The sequence below is a fragment of the Dyadobacter sp. BE31 genome (assembly GCF_031457695.1).
In the GTDB taxonomy this organism is placed as follows: domain Bacteria; phylum Bacteroidota; class Bacteroidia; order Cytophagales; family Spirosomataceae; genus Dyadobacter.
In genome coordinates this window covers 1,715,155-1,734,706 of the sequence record NZ_JAVDXA010000001.1, presented here as the reverse complement: position 1 = coordinate 1,734,706, position 19,552 = coordinate 1,715,155, and the positions used below count along the sequence as shown (strand labels likewise).

Below are 19,552 nucleotides of genomic sequence, written 5' to 3'. Positions count from 1 at the left end.
ATGTAATCACATTAATCACACTTTACTTATGAATCACTATCAGGAAATCACACGCTATCTCGACAATGCGCGGGAAATTTTGAGTACGAAGGCTAAGAAGGAAGGCCAGGAGTATAAAGACATTAAATACGTTCAAATGGCGTCAGGAACTGCTTATAACGCGGCCTTGATGATTGCTGACGAATATTTGAGAAAGAAGGAGGGAACGAAATTTTCGAAGCCTCAGAGTATCGACGAGTACAGAATTCGTCTTCGTAAACACAACCGGACAATGCTATCCTATTTGAATGAGGCGTATGACACATTGCATTTGGCTGGTTACTACCACGGAACCCCATCTGTAAGGACAATCAAAGACGGCCTGGATGCCACACAAAAAATGCTGGCAATGGTGGCTTAGTAACTTAAAACAAGTTAAAAAAAAAACGGCCGACAGGAATTACCTGCCGACCATTTGCGTATCTATTGCGGCGCTATTTAGAGCGTCGTAAAATCAAATGATTCCAAATATTTCGTCGTGAAATTGCCGGATTTAAACCCAGGATCGTCCATCAGTTTGATATGGAACGGGATCGTAGTTTTAATCCCTTCAATCACAAATTCCTGCAACGCGCGCTTCATGCGTGTAAGTACCTCCTCGCGCGACTGGCCACTCACGATTAGTTTCGCGATCATCGAGTCGTAATTTGGCGGTACGGTGTAGCCGCTGTACACGTGGCTGTCGATGCGCACACCGTGACCGCCGGGGAAATGCAGGTTGGTGATTTTACCCGCTGCCGGACGGAATCCGTTTGAAGGATCTTCCGCATTGATACGGCACTCCATCGCGTAGAGCTTTGGCGTGTAGTTCTTTCCGGAGATAGGCTCGCCCGCCGCTACTTTGATTTGCTCCTTAATGAGGTCAAAATCAGTAACTTCTTCGGTGATGGGGTGCTCTACCTGGATACGGGTATTCATTTCCATGAAGTAGAAGTCGCCGTGCTTGTCGACCAGGAACTCGATGGTACCGGCACCTTCGTAACCGATGGCCTGAGCGCCTTTGATGGCCGCAGCACCCATTTTCTCACGCAATTCAGGCGTGATGATCGGGGATGGCGTTTCTTCTACCAGTTTCTGGTGACGACGCTGAATTGAGCAGTCGCGTTCCGAAAGGTGGCATACTTTACCGAACTGGTCGCCGATGATCTGGATTTCGATGTGACGAGGCTCTTCCACGAATTTTTCGAGGTACAAACCGTCGTTTCCGAATGCAGCCGCAGATTCCGTACGTGCGTCGTTCCACGCTTTTTCGAATTCTTCGGGCTTGTTGATCACTCGCATACCGCGTCCGCCGCCACCTGCTGTTGCTTTCACGATTACAGGGTAGCCGATGCCTTCCGCGAGTTCTTTACCTTGCTCCAAAGATTCGAGCAAGCCTTCCGAGCCCGGCACAACCGGTACGCCGGCTGCGATCATCGTCGCTTTCGCAGTAGCCTTGTCGCCCATTCCGTTGATTTGGGCAGCAGTAGCGCCGATGAATTTAATGCCGTAATCCGCACAGATTTGCGAAAATTCGGCGTTTTCCGACAAGAATCCGTAACCCGGGTGAATCGCGTCCGCGCCGGTTACTTCCGCTGCCGAAATGATATTCTGGATGCTCAGGTACGATTGCCTGCTGGGCGGAGGGCCGATACAAACGGCCTCGTCGGCAAACCGTACGTGAAGGCTGTCGCGATCGGCTGTCGAGTATACCGCGACAGTCTTAATGCCCATTTCACGACAGGTCCTGATTACACGCAGGGCGATTTCGCCCCGGTTAGCAATGAGTATCTTTTTAAACATGTAATTCAGTGAGTTTTCGTTCGCTGCATTATGCAGGTTCAACCAGGAACAATGGCTGGTCGAATTCTACCGGAGTTGCGTTTTCAACCAGGATCTTCACGATTTTACCTGATACTTCGGATTCGATTTCGTTGAACAATTTCATCGCCTCGATCACGCAAACTACTTTTCCGGGTTTGATCTCATCACCGATGTTAGCGAATGCCGGTGTTTCGGGGCTCGATGCACGGTAGAATGTACCGATCATCGGGGATTTAATGGTAATGAGGTTCGAAGAAGCTGGTTCTTTGGAAACCGCTGGCTCGGCGGGAGCAACCGGTGCAGCTGCTGCGGGTGCCGCAGGAGCGATTGCAGGCGCAGGTGCCGCAACTTGTGCCGGCGTATAGGCTACTACCGGTGCAGTGGCAAAGCGTTTTACCTTGATTTTCAGGTCTGCCGTTTCAATATTCACTTCATCAAGTCCCGACTGGGCAATGAAGTCAATCAGTTTTTGGATTTCTCTGGTTTCCATTTAATTAAGATTTAACTCTTTCTACGTATTCGTATGTGCGTGTGTCAACTTTGATTTTTTCACCTTCGTCGATGAAAAGAGGTACCATGATGCGTGCACCGGTTTCTACTTCAATCGCTTTCTTCGGAGAGTTGGCGGTATCGCCTTTCAATCCCGGCTCCGAGTAAGTTACTACCAATTCCACGAAAGGAGGAAGTTCGCAAGTCAGCGCTGCATCGTTTTCAGTATTGATCAGGATCTCAACCTCTTGTCCTTCTTTCATAAGGTCGGCGTTGGTCACCAGTTTTTCGTCGATCAACACCTGGTCGAATGTCTCGGAGTTCATGAAGTTGTAGCCAACCTCATCTTTATATAGAAACTGGAACTTGTGTCTCTCCACGCGTACGGGCGTAATGCCTGCGCCTGACGAGAATGTGTTGTCCAGTACTTTGCCGCTAGTAAGGCTTTTCAGTTTGGTACGTACGAACGCGTTGCCTTTTCCGGGTTTCACGTGTTGGAATTCAATCACCTGAAAAAGATCATGGTTGAAATGGATCACCAAACCGTTACGCAAATCTGCAGTAGTTGCCATTTTTATGCTAATGAATTGTATGATAATGCTTTATTTAAATCACATGCCTACGCTCCGATACCCCATTTGAGGTACATTGCGCCCCAGGTAAAGCCTCCACCAAAAGCGGCCAGTATCAGATTATCGCCTTTTTTAAGTTGTGATTCGTAGTCCCACAAGCAAAGCGGAATCGTCGCCGCTGTGGTATTGCCGTATTTGTGAATGTTCATCATGACCTTGTCCATTCCCACGCCCATCCGATTGGCGGTTGCCTCGATGATCCGGCGGTTGGCCTGGTGTGGCACGAGCCATGCTACGTTATCGCTGTTCAGGCCGTTGCGCTCCATAATATCGGCGGCGATGTCGGCCATGTTGGTTACAGCAAATTTGAAAACCTGCGCACCATCCTGATAAACGTAATGCAGCCTGTTATCTACCGTTTCATGGGTAGGCGGGTAACGGCTTCCTCCGGCTTTCTGATTGAGGTAAGGATAACCTGCCCCATCAGATTTGATGATTGAATCCAGGATACCGTTTCCGGACGTGTCCGGTTCGAGGAGTACCGCCCCGGCGCCGTCGCCGAAGAGGATACAAGTCTTACGGTCGGTGTAGTCCACGATCGCGGACATTTTATCCGCCCCTACGACGATCACCTTTTTATATTTTCCGGTCTCGATGAATTGCGAGCCGAGTGTCAATGCATAAATAAAACCCGAGCAGGCAGCCTGGATGTCGAAGCTTCCGATATTACGGATGCCGACCATGTCGCAGATGAGGTTAGCTGTGCAGGGGAAAACAAAATCGGGTGTGGTAGTAGCGCAAATGAGCAGGTCAACTTCTTCGGGGCGTGTATTGGTTTTGGCGAGCAATCCCTTTACAGCCTCCGCACCCATATGTGAACTTCCTAAACCTTCGCCTTTCAGAATACGCCTTTCTTTGATACCTGTGCGGCTAACGATCCATTCATCGTTTGTCGCAACCATTGTTTCCAATTCTGCATTAGTCAACACATAATCAGGCACATAACCTTGTATTCCTGTTATAGAGGCTTTAATATGGGTCATGATAAATCAACTATTCAAAATCCGAATAGATTTGGTAAAAAGGGACAGTTTCAGTTTTTTCATAGTCATGTGGTTGTCAGCATCCGTCGTTAGCTCAATGCCTGGGCGATGTGCAGGTACGCTTTGGATTTCACCTGCTTGTAAGCCCAGTCAACCATATTTTTGATGGCCAGAGGTGTCGACACCCCGTGCGCGATCATCACATTTCCATTCACCCCGATAATGGGACTGCCTCCGATGGACTCGTAGTTCGTTTGGTCGATAAAATCGTCCTGGAAACCTCTTTTCTTCGAAATCTCATACAGAGACTCTCCGAGTTTAAACAAAATATTGCCGGTAAAGCCGTCGGTAACGATCACGTCGGCCTTGTTAATGAAGAGATCTTTCCCTTCTATATTTCCGATAAAATTGATTCGCTTGTTTTGTTTCAGCAGGGGATAGGTGGCCTGCGAAGTAAGGGAGCCTTTTTGCTCTTCTTCCCCGATATTCATCAGCGCAACCCGCGGCTTCTCGATCTGGAAAGTATGCTGGGCGAAAATCGAGCCGATTTCACCAAACTGAGAAAGGACCTCCGGCTTGCAATCGGCGTTGGCACCGATGTCGAGCATTACGGCATATCCTCCTCCTACCTGCGGCACGAGTCCTGCGATGGCTGGGCGAAGAATGCCTTCAATGGCTTTAATGCTGAAAAGGGCGCCCACGTGCATGGCACCTGTATTTCCTGCGCTGCAGAATATATCTACCTCTTTTTCTTTCAGAAGCTTGAAACCCACGCCAATGCTGGAATTGGGCTTTTGAGAAAGGGCTTTGGTAGGATGTTCCCCCATCTCGATTACATCTTCTGCGTGAACGACGTCAACATTAGTAGGAGTGAAATTGTGCTGGTTGAAAATCTCCCAGATCACGTTTTCACGGCCAATTAAAACGATTCTCGCCTCGGATGGTAGCTCAGAAGAGGCTTGAATGACCCCTTCAACAATTGCTTGCGGAGCTAAATCTCCCCCCATAGCATCTACCGCAATTTTCATTTACACGCTGTTATTTTGACAAATAAGTTAGAAACCGAAGGTGTAAATTTAGCAGATGTGCCGCAGTAAAAAAGAATTTCGCAACAACTTTTATAGGGCTGCTGCGAAATTGAATTGCTCATCGACTGAAACTAAACCGTTTTAGTATAGTTCTCAACTACAACTTTACCTCTGTAAACCAGGTTGCCTTCGTGTACGTGTGCACGGTGCAATTGGTGGATTTCTCCGGTTGTAGCATCAGTTCCCAACTGCTTTCCGGTAAGGAAATCGTGCGCTCTGCGTGAATCGCGACGGGTGCTGGAATGTCTCCGCTTAGGATGTGCCATGATATTTTTGGTCTATTGTTATTTACTATTTTATAATCTGAGCTGTTGTGCTCTATCTTTTTATCCGTCAGCTGAAGCAGACGGCAAATTGATTCTTTTTTGTTGCCTTTTAATCCTTTGCAGTTGATTTTAATCAACTGATCCAAAGAGAAAGCTTTTATTTTTTCAAATTCTTCAAGGCTTCCCAGCGAGGATCGATTTTTTCTTCATCCTCTCCTTCTTCCCCTTCCTCCGTTTCTCCTCCCGAAGTATACACCAGCGTTCCTTCTTCCTCATCATCCTCCAAATCGAACTCGTCTACCTCTGTCCGCAGGCTCGGGTGGAGCTTTTTCACGGGTAACGACAACGCGATGAAATCAAAAATGTAACGCGCTACGTTGATCCTGTTGGTATTACGGCTGATGATCTCGATCTCTTCCGTGAGTTCCTCATTGTGATCGCCGAACTTCAGTATAATGCGTTCGTCGGAATCAACCGGTTCTTCGAACGTTTCGAGGCTGCGGTCACAAGTCAGGGTTACGCTTCCTGTTGTGTGAAAACGAAGCTGGATCATCGTCGCCGATTTGCTGAGGACCACGTGCGTTTTGAAGTGCCCGTGCTCGATCAGATCCTGCTCCATTTCCTCAAAAAAAGCGTCGCCAGACTCCATATCATAGTCATACTGTTTGTCTTCCAAACCGTAAATGTCTATGTTGTATTTACTTAGCTCGTTCACTTTTTCTGTCAAAAGGAGTGCAAAGGTAATGTGTTTCAGTTTAATAAAAAACATTGGGCCGGAAAATTGTTGCCCGCCCGCCGCTATTCTTTGGTGTTATCAGATTTTCCGTGCCGGATTACCAAAATAGGTGGCACCAGCCGGTACATTCTCGACCACTACCGATCCCGCACCGATCCGCGCATTCTTGCCGACCTGAATACCCGCCACGATCACCGCACCGGAGCCGATGAATACGCCGTCTGCCAATGTCACGCGGTCGTTCACGATGGCGCCCGCGCCGATGGTTACGAAGTCACCCACAATAGCCGACGTGTCGATGATCGCACCCGTTTGCACGAGGCAATGATGGCCGACAACCGTGCGTGCGCCGATGGTGGCGCGTGCTGCAATGAGGTTACCATGCCCGATCGACGCCATGCCGGAGATTACCGCGCTGTCGTGGATCGCATTCACGGGCATATTCTTATACTCCTCGTTCAGTGATTCTACCAGGCGTTCCCGTACCGAGCGCTCGCCGATCGCGATGAATGCCTCGCATTTAGAGCCTATTATATTAAGGTAATTCGTGTCGTCGGTATTGCCGAGCACGCTCACTTCGCCGAACTCCTTGCCATGCAGCTCGGCGTGGTCGTCGAGGAAGCCGTACACGAGTACATTGTTTCTTCTGAAAATATCAAGGGCCTGCATACCGAGGTCGCCGGCGCCGAAGATTAATACGGGGTTTTCCATAATTGATGTTGCTATTGAATAAAAAGTCTTCATCCGAATGGTTAGTTCAAATGAAGACTTAAAAATTTAGGCCTGAATGCAATGCTTACAGGAATGTTACCCTGAAAACAAACGGGCTGCCGTAGGGCGACAGGTTCTGACCGCTGTATTTATCGATCTGGCTGTCGTAGCTGAAATTATACAGCGCCGTCAAATGCACCGCTTTGATAAATTTCCCGCCGATGGGCTGTGAATATGATGCCCCTGCCATAGGCGAACCCAGCCAATGCCGCTTCTGGTAAGATCCTTCAACATTCAATGCCTCGAACTCGCCGATGATATTGACAGGCGGAATTACATTATACATCATGAATGCACGGCCACCATAATAAGCGGTGTTGATATCATAATACTTATAGCGGAAATACATAATCGTCGCACCCACACCGCCCACGAGCTTTTCGGTGAGCTCATATCCCGCCATTGGCGAAAGGTTGATGTTCGTAACACTTCCAAGGCTCAGCCCGAAACTGCCGCCGAGGCGCAGCCTTTCGATGAACTTTTTGTCTTCGAAATCGGCCAGTTTCTTTTTCTCAGCCAGTACGGGTTTCTGATCTTGTGGTTTTCTTTCAACGGGAGGTATTTCCTTTCTTTCCGGCTGATCCTTCCGAAGCGAATCGGGGCGGTAGTATTCGTCGTTCTGCGCCATTAGCGAAGGACTTGTCAAAACCGCCAGGAGAAACAGGAATGGCAGGAGAATTTTACTTTTCATGTTAAAATCGTTTATTTTAGAATGTTGTAACTGGTAACGTAGGACTATCTGATTTTTGTCTACCGATACTGCGCTTCCGGCCCCTCTTAACACCACGCGTTTCGTATATGCTTTATCACATTTCGGTTCCTGACCCACAAACCCGTTTTCTTGACATTACCTATACCATCCCCGAAATCAATAGCGAACAGATCGAAATCCAACTGCCGGCCTGGCGCCCGGGGCGGTATGAGCTTCAAAACTTCGCCAAAAATATTCAATTTATCGAAGCGACCTCACCCGCTGGTCACAAACTGGCCCTTCATAAGGTAACCAAAGACCGATGGCGGGTTGGAACGGCCGGCCAAAACGAGGTGCGCATTCATTATACCTACTACGCATCCATTCAGAATGCGGGCAGCAGCTATGTAGATGAGGAATTGTGGTATCTCAACTTCATCAACTTCTGCATGTATACAGAGGGCAGAATCTCTGAGCCTTACCGCGTGGAGCTCGATTTGCCCGATGGCTACCAAATTGCCTGCGGATTACCCCCGGCCGGGAAAAACACATTATCGGCGAGAGATTTTTATCAATTGGTCGATAGCCCGATGCTCGCTTCGGAAACTTTGCAGAAATGCGAGTACGAAGTCCGGGGCATTCAGTTCAAAATATGGATGCACGGGAACCTGAAACCCAATTGGCGGCGTATCGAACGCGATTTCCGACGCTTTTCGCGCGAGCAGATCGGGATGATCGGAGAGTTTCCCGAAAAGGACTACCATTTCCTGAACCTGATTTTACCCAATGCATTCTACCATGGCGTGGAGCACCAGAACTCGACGATGATCGTGCTCGGACCAGACGACGAGGGCGAAGGCCTCTATTCCGACCTCCTGGGTGTGAGCTCGCATGAGCTTTTCCACGCCTGGAACATCATCCGCATTCGCCCGGCGGAGCTTTTGCCCTATGATTTTACCAAAGAAAACTACTTCCAAACCTGTTTCGTGGCCGAAGGCTGCACGACCTATTATGGCGACCTTTTCCTGAGACGTGCCGGCGTTTTCAACGACGATGCTTATGTGAAGGAATTGCAGGTGTATATGAAGCGCCATTTCGAAAGCAGCGCCCATGCGGCGCAGTCGCTCGCGGAATCGTCGTTCGACCTTTGGCTGGATGGTTACGAAAAAGGCATTCCGAACCGGAAAGTGTCGGTGTACCACAAAGGCGCATTGGTAGCGCTCATTCTGGATTTGTATTTAAGGAAGAAAACCAACCATGCCCAGTCGCTGGACGATGTGATGAGGCTGTTATGGGTGCGTTTCGGCAAGCCATTTGTCGGTTATACGCTCGAAGACTACATCAGCATCGTAGAAGAAGTAGCCGGCGAGTCACTGGAATGGTATTGGAATGAATGCATTTTCAGCGCTACCCCGCTCGAAGACCGCCTGAACGAAGCACTCGCATTTGTAGGGTTACAAATGTCGGTTTTCAGCAATGGCAATGTGCAGCTGAACGTGCTCGATGATTTTAAGGCACAAGTGCAGCGGGAAAAATGGCTCGAAACGGTGCAAGTGCTGACGATCGAGGAAGAGGAGTTGGAGGATGGGGATGAGGAAGAGTAAGGGAGGACTTCGGCTGTCGGCTATCGGCCGTCGGCTTTTTATGGGATGTAGCGTGGGAATGCAGTAGTTTTGTAACATTTTTCGATAGCCGATAGCCGATAGCCGAAGTTTATCACAGTTCCGCTCTCAAAGCCTCTTCGAGTTCCCCATATTGGTACCGAAACCCCGTCTCATTCTCAATCCGCTCGTTCACCACATAATTCCCTCCTAGTACCACCGCTGCCATTTCTCCGAAAGCGAGTTTTAATGCAAATGCAGGCACATTCGGAAACCATTGCGGGCGGTGCAATACTTTGCAAATGGCTTTGGTAAGGCCTTCGTTCGTGACGGGTGGTGCTGCAACTGCATTGTAAGCCCCGTGCCAGCTTTCATTTTCCAGCGCTTCCATATATAACCGGCACATATCATCGAGGTGGATCCAAGACATCCATTGCTTTCCCGAGCCCAGCGGTGCACCCACGCCGAAGCGCGCCGGCAGTGCCATTTTGGGGATCGCGCCGCCGTCTTTGCTAATCACAATGCCGGTCCGTAGCTTGACCGTGCGGATGCCCAATGCCTCAATTTCATCGGCTGCTTTTTCCCACTCGGTGCTTACGTGCGAGAGGAAATCGTTGCCTGCGGGCGTGTTTTCAGTATTTTTGGCGTCGCCGGTGTCCTGGCCGTAGTAGCTGATGCCCGAGGCCGACACGAATGCAACCGGTTTTACAGGCTTTTCGGCGAGTTTTCGGACGATAAGGCGGATCGATTCGGTGCGGCTTTCGAGGATGGATTTTTTGCGCTCTTCCGTCCAGCGGCCTTCGCCGACATTGGTACCAGCCAAATGCACGAGAAAATGCAGGTTATCCAAAGCTCCTTCTTCGATATAGCCTTTTTTAATATCCCATTCAAAAACCTGAACCGAAAGTATATTGGCCTTTTCCCGGCTCAGGAAAGCCACTTCATAGCCCTTTTCGAGCAGCATTTGCGTCAGCCGCTTGCCGATGAGGCCCGTGCCGCCGGTAATCAGTACTTTCTTTCCCATAAATACCGGTTTTAAAAAAGTATACCATGCTAGATTTCGGGGTGCTGAGAAACGTCGCCCGGCGAGGCGTCGCCCGGCGAACCGTCGCTCGGCGAACCGTCGCGCGGCGGCTCTTGCTCGATCGCCTGCGTTACGCGTGCGACCATTTCTTCCACCGTCTCGTCGGGGCGGAAATGCATGGGCGGTTTGAACTGCACCGTCAGTCGGGTGTTCCGTTTTTTGAAACGCAATCCTTTCTTATCAAAAGCCCTTCTGAAACCATTGATCACGACCGGGATCACGATCGGGTGGTGGTCGTTGATCAAATGCCCCGTGCCTTTGCGTACAGGGGCATACGGTTTGGTGGTTCCTTGCGGAAAGCTCACCACCCAGCCGTGCTGCAGACCCATGCCGATGCGGTCCTGTGCGGAGGTGTCGAGCTGGCGCTTCACGTCTTCGCCATTGGCCCGCCAGGAACGTTCGATGGTAATAGCGCCACCCATGCTGAACACTTTGGGTAAAAAACCACCTTTCATGGTTTCGGCCGCCGCCACATAGTACATCCTCGCCCGGGGCGAAAGCAGATAAAACGGCGGGGCCATGGTGTCTTTATAGCCCCATTTGACGGCGCAAAAAATATGAAAGAATGCGATAACGTCGGCGAAATAAGTCTGGTGGTTCGAGAGGAACAGCACGCCCTGGTCGGGCAGGTCCATCAGGTTTTCGGTGCCGGTAATGCGGATCTTATTGACGGCCGTGTAACGGTAATATGTAAACCAGCCTAGTATGAAAATAAGTAATCTTTTAACAGCCAGATAGTTGCCGAAGGGGTCTTTCTCAAAAAGACCCAGGAAATCCAGTCGGGCGAGCCAGGAGGGAAGCGCGCTATATGTGATCTTTTTAAAACTCATAGTGCAGTAAATGATGTCTCATGCAATGCAGATCGGGGTTTCTTTCGTAAAAGTTTTGTACCACCCGGGTGGACCCCGGGGTTGCGGACGAAGACGTAATTTAGATAATATGCGGAGGCAAAGGAAAATATTTTTTGCCGACCACCGTCAGCCGACCGCTGACCGCCGATCACATTGGTTCGCGCTCTCGGCCGTCAGTCGTCGGTGGTCGGTGGTCGACGTCACTATTTGGCATGATTCTTTGCATATAATTGGAGAGAACATTTAATTTTGACCATCTCCTTCTAACAAGTCATTTTTCAAATTTTATGAAAATGAAATACGCATTTCGCATTCTGCCGGCTTTTGTGGCGGCTGGAATGCTCGCAGGTTGTTCCAAAAATCCGGTGACGGGCAAAAAAGAGATCGTCTTTATGTCGCAAGAGAAAGAGATCGCGCTCGGGGCCGAATCGCACCCGTCTATCGTGGCCACAATGGGCATTTATGACGACAAGAACCTGCAATCCTTCATCAACGAAAAGGGTATGGCCATGGCGAAGATTTCGCACCGCCCCGATTTGCCTTACAAGTTCTTCATTGTGGACTCGCCGGTGGTCAACGCGTTTGCAGTACCCGGCGGTTACGTATATTTTACCAGGGGAATTATGGCGCATTTCAACAATGAGGCCGAATTCGCAGGTGTACTCGGGCACGAAATCGGGCACATTACCGCACGCCACTCGGCGCGGCAGCAGACTTCCCAGATCTTCGGCCAGGTAGGCTTGGCGGCCGGGATGATCCTCTCTCCGCAGGTACGCGCGATGGGTGAGCAGGCGCAGCAGGCGCTGGGTTTGCTCTTTTTGAGTTACAGCCGCGACCACGAGACCGAATCGGACAAAATTGGGGTCGATTATTCGAGCAAAATCGGGTATGATGCCAAAGAGATGGCCGATTTCTTTGGTACACTCAAAAGAATCTCTGAAAAAGCGGGCCAGGCCATTCCTACATTCCAATCCACCCACCCCGATCCGGGCGACCGTATGCAGAAAGTGGGCAAGCTGGCTGCCGAGTACCAGGCCGCACATCCGGGCAAGTACACCGTCAACCGCGATGTGTATCTGCGCAAGATCGATGGCGTGATTTACGGCAACGACCCGCAGCAGGGTTTTGTGGAAAACAATACTTTCTATCATCCGTCGCTGAAATTCCAGTTCCCGGTACCAAGCGGCTGGCAGTATGAAAACTCGCCAATACAGTTCCAGATGGCAGCCAAGGACGGTAAATCGATGATGCTCTTCACGCTGGCGCAGGGTAAGACATTGGACGAGGCGGCCCAGGCGGTGGTAAAAAATTATGGTTTGAAAGTGATCGAGAACGATAAGGCTACCATTAATGGCAATCCGGCGTTGGTGATGGTTTCGCAGCAGGCAGAGCAGGATGCGAACGGCCAGGCGGCGGCGGCAACGGCCAATACGATACAGGTTGCCACTTGGCTTATCCAGTACGGCGGCAACATTTACGCCATTCACGGCGTGGCTTCGGCGGGTAACTTCGCTGCTAATTCAGGCCAGTTCCGCTCGGTGGCGCAGGGTTTCAAGTCGGTTTCGGACCAGAATATCCTCAACCGCCAGCCCGAACGTATCCGTATCAAAACTGCTCAGCGTGAAGCTACACTCCGGGACTTGCTGAAAGACAATAACCAGCCCGATGGTAAACTCGACGAGCTCGCGATCCTGAACGGTATTGCACTGACCGACAAGGTGACGAAAGGTACTTTGTTTAAGACATTGGGAAGGTAAGACGGACTTTTAAAATAGTGAGAGCGGCGGCACGATCGATGTCGCCGCTCTTTTTGTTCACCGTTCATCCTGACCATTCTACCATTAGTCCAGAGATCAGAAACTTTTCACATTAAAATTTGGTTGACATATCAACACAATATACCTTTGTATCATCATGAGCGCAAACATAGATAGCTGGCAGAACCTTAGAGAAGAATTGAAGAACTCCTTGCAGTTTAAACTGGGGGCCGTAACAAAGACGGTTTTCAAGAAAATGAATGCGGAGCTCGTCAATGAAGGGATACCCGTTCTGGCAGAGCAGCTGCCTATCCTGATGGTTGTATATTTCCAGGAACAGGCGCGCACCCAGCAGGACATTGCCAATATTTTGCAAAAGGATAAAGCGGGAATCCAACGCTCTGTGCAGACTTTGCATAAGGATGGTTTCCTGAAAATAGAAAGTGATATTGAGGACAAAAGAAAGAACCTGATATCGCTTACGCCGAGTGGGAAGTTCGTCTGCGAGCGTATCCAATCACTCGCGATCGCATTCAATAGCCAGATTATGGAGCATTTTACAGAGCAGGAGTGGACGACGTTCCTGGGTTATCTGGATCGCGTCGTCAAAGTAGTAGACAAATAAATTTTTTTAAATTAATAGTTGATATATCACCAGTAGAGGTATCAACTATCGATCATTAGCCACAAATAATCAACAACAGGTCAGATGAAAAGTAAATGGATAGCCGCAATCATCGCAGTCGCCGCCTCGGTGGCGCCGGGCTGGGCGCAGACGCGCCTGACGCTCAAAGATTGCATCGCCTATGGAATCAAGAATAACGGGAACGTCAAAATAGCTCAGTACAAGGAAAGTACGGCGGTGCAGCAGGGACGCGAAGCATTGGCTGGTTATTTGCCGCAAGTAGCAGGTAATGCATCGCTCGACGATAACCTGAAACTGCAATCGACTGTGTTGCCAGGGGCACTTTTTGGGGGGGAAGACCGCCGCGTGGCATTGGGTACCAAATACCAGAGTAATGCATCGGCGCAGGTGGATCAGGTGATTTTCGACCAGTCGCTGCTTGTCGGCATTCAAGCCAACAAACCGAACCAGGAGAATGCAGCCTTGAACTCGCGCAAAACGAAGGAAACGATCATCTATAATGTAGCCAATGCCTATTACCAGGTGTTTGTGACCTCTCAGCAGATCGCGCTTTTGAAGGATAACCTGGATAAAACGAGCCAGATCCTGAGCACATTGAAACTGCAACTCGATAATGGCGTGATCAAAAAGGTAGATTACGACCGCACCCAGGTGAATTTGAACAATATCAAATCCCAGCTCACATTGGCGGAAAGCAACCTTACCCTTTCTGAAAACCAGTTGAAATTCCAAATGGGGATGCCGTTGAGCGACCAGCTCGTGCTGGCAGATAATCCGCTCGACCAGCCTTTCAAAATCGTAGAGCCCGTCGCATTCGATGCTTCCAACCTCACCGATTTTAAAATACAGAACCTGAACATGGATTTACAGCAACTGGAAAAAGCACGCATTAAAGCAGGCTATTTACCCAAAGTATCGGTTTACGGCCGTTATGGCGTGCAGGCACTGGGTAACGACCTCGGAGCTTCGTGGGGCAACTGGTTCAGCTACGGTGCCATCGGTTTGAAAGTGAGTATCCCGATTTTCGACAGCTTCCGCCGCGATGCACAATACAAACAGGCCGATTTGAACCTGATGACGCAAAAAGAGCAGTTGAAACTCAATGTTCAGAACTACGAACTGCAAAACAGCAACGCATTGACTCAGCTTCAAAAAGCGAAGTCGAACCTGGCCAGCGACGAAAACAACGTGACCCTCGCCAAAGAGGTGTACGATGTCACCACACTCCAATACCGCGAAGGCACCGTACCGCTAACCGATTTGCTCAATGCGGAAACTTCGTACAAAGAGTCGCAAAGCAACTATATCAATTCCATGCTGAGTTACTACCAGGCGAAACTCGGCCTAGAACAGTCGACCGGCAGTCTCAACGATTTTTACACAGCATTACCATAGCACTTCATCAACAACAAAAATTGACCTATTCGGTCATTCACTCATTCAAAATTGAATTCCCATGAAAAGAAAACTCATCATCATCGGTTCCATCGTCATTATAGGCGTTTTGATCGGCGTCAGATTGGTTGCCAACAAGGCGAAAATCGACGAGAAGAAGAAAATGCCCGAAAATAAGAACGTAACGATTCCCGTGACGGCCATTGCCGCGCAGGAAGGCAGCGCCGATCAGCAGCTGATTCGTACCGGTAGCCTTATTCCTTTCAAAGAAGCGGAAATCATGGCTACCGCGGCCGGTAAGGTATTGGCGGTTAAATACGAGCTCGGCTCGCACGTAACGCAAGGCGCGACGATCGTGAAAGTGGATAGCAAGCTGAAAGAGCTGTCGCTCGAAGCTACCGAGCTGAATATCAATAAACTGAAAAAGGACACAGACCGCTATTCCAAATTACTGGCAGGTAATGCGGCGACCGAAATTCAGGTGAACGATACTAAATACAACTACGAAAATGCATTGAACCAGGCCGAGCAGATCAAACAACAGATCAGCGACGCGTCCATTCAGGCACCGATCAGCGGCCGCATTGTGAAGAAAAACATCGAGCCCGGCGAGTTTGTGAACGTAGGTACTTCGCTGGGGACGATCCTGGACGTCTCACGCCTGAAAGTGCAGGTGATGATCAACGAGAATGATGTGTATAAACTCAAAGAAGGCCAGCACGTACAGGTAAGCACCAGCATTTTCCCAGGTAAGAAAATCGACGGCGTGATTTCCTACATCGCTCCGCAAGGCGACGAGTCGCACAACTACCCGGTGGAAATCGTCGTGAAAAACTCTACCGAATTGAAAGCCGGTACTTTCGTGACCGTTGAATTCCAGCAAAAAAGCAGCACACAATCACTCCTCATCCCGCGCAGCGCGCTCGTGGAGAGCGTGCGTAACCCGTATGTGTACGTGGTAGAAGGCGGCGTGGCGAAACAACGCAAAATTGAGGTCGGTCGCGAAGTGGGCGACAATGTAGAGGTGTTGACAGGCCTGAAATCGGGCGAAACGGTAGTTACGACCGGCCAAATCAACCTGAGCGAAGGCGCTGCGGTTACCATTACAAAATAATCTTCATCAGCAAACTGAAAGAATTATGTCAATTACCGAAGTAGCCGTAAAGAGACCGCTCTTCGTAACCGTAGTATTCGTGGTACTGGTACTATTCGGTTTGATCAGCTACAACCAATTGTCTTACAACTTGTTGCCCAAATTCGAGGCCAATGTTGTGAGCGTCATGACCACCTATCGCGGTGCTTCTGCGGACGAGGTGGAAACGAACGTGACGAAGCATATCGAGGATGCGGTATCGGCCATTGAAGGTCTGGATCAGATCAACTCGACTTCGCAGGAAGGTGTTTCGTCAGTGATTATCCAGCTGAAACAGGGTGTTAGCGTCGATTTGGCGCAGCAGGAAGCGCAACGGAAAGTGGAACAGGCGATTTCGCTCCTGCCCGATGACGCCGATCGCCCGGTTATCAACAAGTTCTCGACCGACGAAATCCCGGTTTTGAGAATGGGTGTGACTGCGAACCTTTCGCCGTCTGAATTGTACGATTTGATTGACGACAAGCTGAAACCACAGCTTTCGAACGTGACCGGCGTGGGCCAGGTGACCATTATCGGCGGTACCGAGCGCCAGATCCAGGTGAATATCAGTCAGGTTAAATTGAAGGCCTACCATTTGTCGATCAGCCAGGTTTCGGCGGCGATCAACAATGCGAACACATCTTACCCTGCCGGCCAGGTAAAAACCCAGGAAGACCAGTTGTCTATCCGTTTCGACGCCAAGCTCACTACTGTTGCCAATCTTAGGAATGTAATTGTTGGTAAATCCTCAAACGGCGGGCAGATCTTCCTGCGTGACATTGCCGAGGTGTATGATGGCGTGGCCGATGCTACGGCAGTGAACCATATCAATGGCCGTCCGTCTGTTGCATTGCAGATTCAAAAGCAATCCGACGCGAATGCGGTGGACGTGAGCAAGCTCACCCGCGAGCGCCTTACCAGTCTTGAAAAGCAATATGAAGCACAAGGTTTGAAATTCAACATCGCTTCCGACCAATCGATTTATACATTGGCTTCGGCGAATGCGGTGGTATTCGACCTTGGCCTCGCGGTACTGATCGTGTCCGTGGTAATGCTATTGTTCCTCCACAGTTTCCGTAGCTCGATGTTCATCCTCGTGGCATTGCCGTCGTCGATGATCCCGACATTTATATTGATGAGCCTGATGGGCTTCTCCTTGAACCTGATGACGCTCATGGCGCTCTCGCTCGTGGTAGGTATCCTCGTCGATGATTCCATTGTGGTTTTGGAAAACATCAACCGCCACATGGAAATGGGCAAAAGCCGCTGGCAGGCTGCATTGGATGGCCGGGCGGAGATCGGTTTCACCGCATTGGCGATTACCCTGGTGGACGTGGTGGTATTTGTGCCGCTGGCATTGACGCAGGGCCTCATCGGTAACATCCTCCGCGAGTTCTCCCTCGTTGTCGTGTTCTCCACATTGATGAGTTTATTGGTGTCATTTACATTAACCCCATTACTCGCTTCGCGTTTTGGTAAGGTCGAAGTTTTGGATAAAAACACCCTTTGGGGCCGTTTGAACCTCGGTTTCGAAAGATTTCTGGATAATGTAAAAGAAGAGTATGGTCGGATTCTGACCTGGGTACTCGGCCACAAACGCTATATTTTCCTGCTTTCGATCTTCCTCATCGTCGGTTCGATCGCATTGGTACCGGGCGGATTCGTGGGAGCGGCATTTATGCAGCAAAGCGATCGCGGTGAGTTGAATGTGTCCATTGAACTGGCACCGACCGCATCTGTTTACCAGACTAACCAAGTAGCGCAACGGGTTGAGAAAATCCTTTTGGCAAAACCGGAGGTGACCAAAGTATTTACAAACGTCGGTTATAGCAGCACCGGTTTAGGAACTACTTCAAATAGCAACATTGCTGATTTGACTGTTCAATTGGTTGATAAGAAAGAGCGTGCGGTATCTTCCGAAGAATTCGGTCAGAATATCCAGAAGGAAATCCTGCAAATCCCGGGCGTAAAAGTGACCGTTGCACCGACCTCGATCACCGGTAATGCCAATCAGGCGCCGATCCAGGTGGCTGTGAAGGGTACCGATATGGCCGTGATCCGCAAGACCGCCGCGCAAGTGAAGGACATTGTGGCTTCCGTGCCCGGTACTTCCAACGTCGATTACTCCGTGGACGATCCGAAACCGGAAGTGGGCGTAACCCTCGACCGTGAGAAAATGGCGCAGCTCGGCATTGATGCCGCCGAAGTAGGGGCCACATTGCAAACCGCATTCCGCGGCGACGACCGTTCGAAGTTCAAACAAAATGGTAAGGAGTACGATATTATGGTCAACCTCGACCAGTTCGACCGCTCCAAAGCCGACGATATTCGCCACCTGACATTCGTGAACAGCCAGGGACAGACCTTCGAACTCTCGCAATTCGCAACCATCCGCGAAGGGATGGGTGAAAGCGTGCTGCAACGCATCGATCGTCTGTCGTCGATCACCATCAACTCGCAGGTAGTGGGCCGCCCGTCCGGTTCCATAGGTGCCGACATTCAGGCCAAAATGGCGAAAGTGAAGCTCCCCGAGGGCATTAGCATCGAATACCGCGGTGACCTGAAAAACCAGGCCGACGCATTCGGTAGCCTTGGAGTGGCATTGCTACTTGGTATCGTGCTCATCTACCTCATCATGGTGGCGCTTTACGAAAGTACCATTTACCCGTTCGTGGTACTCTTCTCGATCCCGGTAGCGCTCGTAGGGGCACTAACCGCCCTCGCACTCACGATGGAAAGCCTCACGATTTTCTCTATCGTAGGTATGATCATGCTCCTGGGTCTGGTAGCCAAAAACGCGATCTTGATCGTCGACTTCGCCAACCAGCTCAAAGAAGAAGGCTACGCATTGAAAGAAGCCCTCATCGAAGCAGGCAAGGAGCGTCTCCGCCCGATCCTGATGACCACCATCGCGATGATCGCGGGTATGCTTCCCATCGCTCTCGCATCCGGCGACGGTGCCGAGGTGAAGAATGGTATGGCATGGGTGATCATCGGTGGTTTGACGAGCTCACTTACCCTGACGCTCTTCCTCGTACCTAGCGCATATTATGTGGTGGATCGGATTAAGGAGCGATTTGCGAAACGTAAGAAACGGAAGGTGAAGGAGGAGATGGTTTTGGAGGCCTAGGTTTTTCAAACAATGGCGCACCGTGAACAAATGTTACGGTGCGCTGCACCTACAAATATCTTGGGTGCTCTGCACCTGCTACAAGTATTACGGCGCTCTGCGCCTGGACCATAAAGCCAGGCGCAGAGCGCCGTAATACTTGTAGATGAAATTAAAAAAATCGGAAGGTGCCGCGCACCGTAAGACAATCGTGGGATGGTTCGTTACACCCTCACGCTTTCAATGCGTTGGATAAAGAACACCAGCTCCCGGAAAGTCATAAAAATGTCACTAACACGCGGGTTGTACCCGGCTTCCTGTTGAAATGCCATTGCATCGCTGTAAATGCACCAGAGATGGTCGAGCATTTCGGTAGGGGTGCCTGCGTTTAAAAGTTCTTTTACTTGCCTGCCATAAGCGAGGCATACCGAATCCTCGGATTCGGTAGTGTGTGATGAAGGTGTCATTACTTTACAATT

General features: G+C 50.1%; 19 protein-coding genes. 7 read left to right on the top strand and 12 right to left on the bottom strand.

What is annotated here, in order from left to right:
• The first annotated feature begins 28 nt into the window (after positions 1-28).
• Positions 29-400 (top strand): DUF5618 family protein, encoded by a 372-nt coding sequence (locus tag J2Y43_RS07270; protein ID WP_309980599.1) that lies wholly within the window; start codon positions 29-31, stop codon positions 398-400.
• A 77-nt stretch (positions 401-477) separates the two neighbouring features.
• Here the strand turns inward: J2Y43_RS07270 and accC are convergent, their stop codons facing one another.
• The 9 genes from accC to J2Y43_RS07225 all read right to left on the bottom strand — a co-directional run bounded on the left by accC (position 478) and on the right by J2Y43_RS07225 (position 7,498).
• Positions 478-1,821, bottom strand: a complete 1,344-nt coding sequence (gene accC, locus J2Y43_RS07265) for an acetyl-CoA carboxylase biotin carboxylase subunit (protein ID WP_106594124.1) — start codon at positions 1,819-1,821, stop codon at positions 478-480.
• A 28-nt stretch (positions 1,822-1,849) separates the two neighbouring features.
• The gene (gene accB, locus J2Y43_RS07260; RefSeq protein ID WP_309980600.1) at positions 1,850-2,332 is read right to left on the bottom strand and encodes an acetyl-CoA carboxylase biotin carboxyl carrier protein; all 483 of its coding nucleotides are present in this window, start codon (positions 2,330-2,332) and stop codon (positions 1,850-1,852) included.
• Positions 2,333-2,336: 4 nt separating this feature from the next.
• Positions 2,337-2,903 carry an elongation factor P gene (gene efp, locus J2Y43_RS07255; protein WP_106594126.1) on the bottom strand — a complete coding sequence of 189 codons (567 nt, stop codon included), beginning with the start codon at positions 2,901-2,903 and terminating at the stop codon, positions 2,337-2,339.
• A gap of 47 nt (positions 2,904-2,950) precedes the next feature.
• The gene (locus J2Y43_RS07250) at positions 2,951-3,946 is read right to left on the bottom strand and encodes a beta-ketoacyl-ACP synthase III (protein WP_223401630.1); all 996 of its coding nucleotides are present in this window, start codon (positions 3,944-3,946) and stop codon (positions 2,951-2,953) included.
• Between the two features lie 89 nt (positions 3,947-4,035).
• The gene (plsX, locus tag J2Y43_RS07245) at positions 4,036-4,974 is read right to left on the bottom strand and encodes a phosphate acyltransferase PlsX (RefSeq protein ID WP_223401632.1); all 939 of its coding nucleotides are present in this window, start codon (positions 4,972-4,974) and stop codon (positions 4,036-4,038) included.
• A gap of 131 nt (positions 4,975-5,105) precedes the next feature.
• The gene (gene rpmF, locus J2Y43_RS07240) at positions 5,106-5,300 is read right to left on the bottom strand and encodes a 50S ribosomal protein L32 (RefSeq protein ID WP_015813599.1); all 195 of its coding nucleotides are present in this window, start codon (positions 5,298-5,300) and stop codon (positions 5,106-5,108) included.
• 157 nt (positions 5,301-5,457) lie between these two features.
• Positions 5,458-6,069 carry a DUF177 domain-containing protein gene (locus J2Y43_RS07235; protein WP_309980601.1) on the bottom strand — a complete coding sequence of 204 codons (612 nt, stop codon included), beginning with the start codon at positions 6,067-6,069 and terminating at the stop codon, positions 5,458-5,460.
• Between the two features lie 45 nt (positions 6,070-6,114).
• Positions 6,115-6,747, bottom strand: a complete 633-nt coding sequence (locus tag J2Y43_RS07230; protein ID WP_309980602.1) for an acetyltransferase — start codon at positions 6,745-6,747, stop codon at positions 6,115-6,117.
• 85 nt (positions 6,748-6,832) lie between these two features.
• The gene (locus J2Y43_RS07225) at positions 6,833-7,498 is read right to left on the bottom strand and encodes a hypothetical protein (RefSeq protein ID WP_309980603.1); all 666 of its coding nucleotides are present in this window, start codon (positions 7,496-7,498) and stop codon (positions 6,833-6,835) included.
• A 107-nt stretch (positions 7,499-7,605) separates the two neighbouring features.
• On the opposite strand from J2Y43_RS07225, the gene J2Y43_RS07220 reads away from it, so the two are divergent.
• Positions 7,606-9,102 (top strand): M61 family peptidase, encoded by a 1,497-nt coding sequence (locus J2Y43_RS07220; protein WP_309980604.1) that lies wholly within the window; start codon positions 7,606-7,608, stop codon positions 9,100-9,102.
• Positions 9,103-9,214: 112 nt separating this feature from the next.
• Here J2Y43_RS07220 and J2Y43_RS07215 read toward each other — a convergent pair whose 3' ends face one another.
• Both J2Y43_RS07215 and J2Y43_RS07210 read right to left on the bottom strand, forming a co-directional pair.
• Positions 9,215-10,123: a TIGR01777 family oxidoreductase gene (locus J2Y43_RS07215; RefSeq protein WP_309980605.1), complete on the bottom strand. Its 909-nt coding sequence runs from the start codon at positions 10,121-10,123 to the stop codon at positions 9,215-9,217.
• A gap of 29 nt (positions 10,124-10,152) precedes the next feature.
• A complete protein-coding gene (locus tag J2Y43_RS07210) occupies positions 10,153-11,013 on the bottom strand; it encodes a lysophospholipid acyltransferase family protein (RefSeq protein ID WP_309980606.1) in 861 nt (286 codons plus the stop codon).
• Positions 11,014-11,321: 308 nt separating this feature from the next.
• Here J2Y43_RS07210 and J2Y43_RS07205 point away from each other — a divergent pair, with 308 nt between their 5' ends.
• From J2Y43_RS07205 to J2Y43_RS07185, 5 genes are all read left to right on the top strand, one after another.
• Complete coding sequence (locus J2Y43_RS07205; protein WP_309980607.1) at positions 11,322-12,791, top strand: M48 family metalloprotease; 1,470 nt, start codon at positions 11,322-11,324, stop codon at positions 12,789-12,791.
• A gap of 157 nt (positions 12,792-12,948) precedes the next feature.
• Complete coding sequence (locus J2Y43_RS07200) at positions 12,949-13,416, top strand: MarR family transcriptional regulator (protein ID WP_309980608.1); 468 nt, start codon at positions 12,949-12,951, stop codon at positions 13,414-13,416.
• 84 nt (positions 13,417-13,500) lie between these two features.
• On the top strand, positions 13,501-14,832 hold the full coding sequence (locus tag J2Y43_RS07195) for a TolC family protein (protein WP_309980609.1): 1,332 nt from the start codon (positions 13,501-13,503) through the stop codon (positions 14,830-14,832).
• 61 nt (positions 14,833-14,893) lie between these two features.
• The gene (locus J2Y43_RS07190) at positions 14,894-15,946 is read left to right on the top strand and encodes an efflux RND transporter periplasmic adaptor subunit (protein ID WP_309980610.1); all 1,053 of its coding nucleotides are present in this window, start codon (positions 14,894-14,896) and stop codon (positions 15,944-15,946) included.
• Positions 15,947-15,971: 25 nt separating this feature from the next.
• A complete protein-coding gene (locus J2Y43_RS07185; RefSeq protein WP_309980611.1) occupies positions 15,972-19,094 on the top strand; it encodes an efflux RND transporter permease subunit in 3,123 nt (1,040 codons plus the stop codon).
• 203 nt (positions 19,095-19,297) lie between these two features.
• On the opposite strand, the gene J2Y43_RS07180 is transcribed toward J2Y43_RS07185, so the two are convergent.
• The gene (locus J2Y43_RS07180) at positions 19,298-19,540 is read right to left on the bottom strand and encodes a hypothetical protein (protein ID WP_309980612.1); all 243 of its coding nucleotides are present in this window, start codon (positions 19,538-19,540) and stop codon (positions 19,298-19,300) included.
• Positions 19,541-19,552 lie beyond the last annotated feature (12 nt).

What these genes read in the sequence shown, in the direction of transcription:
- J2Y43_RS07210 (WP_309980606.1), bottom strand. Translation starts at nt 11,013, where the DNA reads ATGAGTTTTAAAAAGATCACATATAGCGCGCTTCCCTCCTGGCTCGCC.
- J2Y43_RS07225 (WP_309980603.1), bottom strand. Translation starts at nt 7,498, where the DNA reads ATGAAAAGTAAAATTCTCCTGCCATTCCTGTTTCTCCTGGCGGTTTTG.
- plsX (WP_223401632.1), bottom strand. Translation starts at nt 4,974, where the DNA reads ATGAAAATTGCGGTAGATGCTATGGGGGGAGATTTAGCTCCGCAAGCA.
- J2Y43_RS07185 (WP_309980611.1), top strand. Translation starts at nt 15,972, where the DNA reads ATGTCAATTACCGAAGTAGCCGTAAAGAGACCGCTCTTCGTAACCGTA.
- accC (WP_106594124.1), bottom strand. Translation starts at nt 1,821, where the DNA reads ATGTTTAAAAAGATACTCATTGCTAACCGGGGCGAAATCGCCCTGCGT.
- J2Y43_RS07220 (WP_309980604.1), top strand. Translation starts at nt 7,606, where the DNA reads ATGCTTTATCACATTTCGGTTCCTGACCCACAAACCCGTTTTCTTGAC.
- J2Y43_RS07205 (WP_309980607.1), top strand. Translation starts at nt 11,322, where the DNA reads ATGAAAATGAAATACGCATTTCGCATTCTGCCGGCTTTTGTGGCGGCT.
- J2Y43_RS07180 (WP_309980612.1), bottom strand. Translation starts at nt 19,540, where the DNA reads ATGACACCTTCATCACACACTACCGAATCCGAGGATTCGGTATGCCTC.
- J2Y43_RS07200 (WP_309980608.1), top strand. Translation starts at nt 12,949, where the DNA reads ATGAGCGCAAACATAGATAGCTGGCAGAACCTTAGAGAAGAATTGAAG.
- J2Y43_RS07230 (WP_309980602.1), bottom strand. Translation starts at nt 6,747, where the DNA reads ATGGAAAACCCCGTATTAATCTTCGGCGCCGGCGACCTCGGTATGCAG.
- rpmF (WP_015813599.1), bottom strand. Translation starts at nt 5,300, where the DNA reads ATGGCACATCCTAAGCGGAGACATTCCAGCACCCGTCGCGATTCACGC.
- J2Y43_RS07215 (WP_309980605.1), bottom strand. Translation starts at nt 10,123, where the DNA reads ATGGGAAAGAAAGTACTGATTACCGGCGGCACGGGCCTCATCGGCAAG.
- accB (WP_309980600.1), bottom strand. Translation starts at nt 2,332, where the DNA reads ATGGAAACCAGAGAAATCCAAAAACTGATTGACTTCATTGCCCAGTCG.
- J2Y43_RS07270 (WP_309980599.1), top strand. Translation starts at nt 29, where the DNA reads ATGAATCACTATCAGGAAATCACACGCTATCTCGACAATGCGCGGGAA.
- J2Y43_RS07250 (WP_223401630.1), bottom strand. Translation starts at nt 3,946, where the DNA reads ATGACCCATATTAAAGCCTCTATAACAGGAATACAAGGTTATGTGCCT.
- J2Y43_RS07190 (WP_309980610.1), top strand. Translation starts at nt 14,894, where the DNA reads ATGAAAAGAAAACTCATCATCATCGGTTCCATCGTCATTATAGGCGTT.
- J2Y43_RS07235 (WP_309980601.1), bottom strand. Translation starts at nt 6,069, where the DNA reads ATGTTTTTTATTAAACTGAAACACATTACCTTTGCACTCCTTTTGACA.
- J2Y43_RS07195 (WP_309980609.1), top strand. Translation starts at nt 13,501, where the DNA reads ATGAAAAGTAAATGGATAGCCGCAATCATCGCAGTCGCCGCCTCGGTG.
- efp (WP_106594126.1), bottom strand. Translation starts at nt 2,903, where the DNA reads ATGGCAACTACTGCAGATTTGCGTAACGGTTTGGTGATCCATTTCAAC.